General features: G+C 39.9%; 1 protein-coding gene. It reads right to left on the bottom strand.

Annotated elements, in window-relative coordinates:
- Positions 1-280: 280 nt before the first annotated feature.
- A protein-coding gene (locus U9R42_14525) for an IS3 family transposase (GenBank protein ID MEA3497239.1) occupies positions 281-1,397 on the bottom strand; the annotation gives its coding sequence in 2 pieces (ribosomal slippage) (positions 281-1,124 and positions 1,123-1,397; 1,119 coding nt in all).
- Positions 1,398-1,583: the final 186 nt, after the last annotated feature.

The following is a 1,583-nucleotide window of genomic DNA, read 5'->3' as shown; positions in this document are numbered from 1 at the left end:
TTACATGATATATTATATAAGTATATCAATCAACAACTCGGACTAACACAAAGTTTCACGTTGCATTTTTGCTAGCACTTCGGTAAACATCTGACATTCGCACGGAGGATAGAGCAATGCCGGGAGGCAACTCGAGCGCCGATGCGAGTAGCTATACGGATGGGCCGAGTTTTTTAGCTCGGCCTTTCTTTTTGAGTGTTCATCCGGAAGCTAAGAATGCGATAAATCCCGGGGTTTGGGGCAGAGCCCCAATTACAATCATTCATTTGAAGATTTTTCATTAAATAAATCCATTCAGATATACTTCTGCCGGAGTTTGATACTTTAATGATTGATGAAGACGTCTGTTATTGTACAGATCAAAATACTCTCCTATATCTTGAGTGGCTTCATGAACGGTTTCATAGTTGCGAAGATATACACGTTCATATTTTACACTACGCCAAAGCCGTTCTATAAAAATGTTGTCCAAGGCTCGACCTCGTCCATCCATACTAATTCTAATCTTGGCGTCATTTAAAATACCGGTAAAGGCATTACTGGTAAACTGGCTGCCCTGATCAGTGTTGAAAATTTCTGGGGTAGCCATTTTTAAGGAATCTTGCAAAGCTTTTATGCAAAACGCCTTATCTAATGTGGTTGAAAATTCATAGCTGAGAACATACCGGCTGAACCAGTCTATTACAGCAACAAGATAAATGAATCCCTGATTTAACCTTATGTATGTTATGTCTGTCGACCACACGTGATCGACACGCTTTATGCTAATATTTCGTAATAAGTACGGATATATCTTATGTTCTTTTGCAACTTTGCTTAGATTCGGTTTTGGATATATTGCTTCAAGACCCATAAGTCGTGTTAACCGTCTTATTCTTTTTGGGTTGACCTGGTGCCCCTGGCGCCTTAAAACTGCTGTCATTTTTTTAATGCCGCAAAACGGGCACCGAGTAAATTCCTCGTCGATCAATCGCATAAGTAGATGATTATAGCTATCATCTTTACATGATTGGTAGTAGTAGCTTGACCGGCTAACACCCAGGAGCTCACATTGTCGAGCTATCGGTATCTGGGAATTATCTATATCAATAGATTGGCGTTTTAGTTCAACTGAGCAGTCTAGATTTTTTTTTAAGCCAGTCTAATTCAACCTTTAATTGTCCGATTTGCTGATAAAGTTCTGACTGAAGTTCTTCTGTCTCTTTTTCCTTTTTCTTACGTTTTTGGGAAAAGATACTAGGTAGTTCCTCTAGAACCCGGTTGCGCCACAGATTGATTTGGTTTGAATGTACACCATATTCACTGGATAACTGGGAAATTGTCTTCTCTTTTTTGACGGCTTCAAGCGCAACTTTTGCTTTGAACGATGCACTGTGATTTTTTCTGATACTACCCATAAATGAGCCTCCTTTTTTCACTATAATATGCTCATTTTACACCTTAAGCAACTGTCCTAGATTTGGGGGGTATTATAATCCTCTGCTTGTTGGCACCGGGAAGATAATGTTCGATTCTGATACTGGTCAGGATATTGACATCGAGGAAATCACATAAAATTCGGGCCGGCACATATCCACCCCGAG

The sequence above is a fragment of the Bacteroidota bacterium genome (genome assembly GCA_034723125.1).
Taxonomy (GTDB): domain Bacteria; phylum Bacteroidota; class Bacteroidia; order CAILMK01; family JAAYUY01; genus JAYEOP01.
This window is presented reverse-complemented; position numbering and strand designations above follow the sequence as displayed.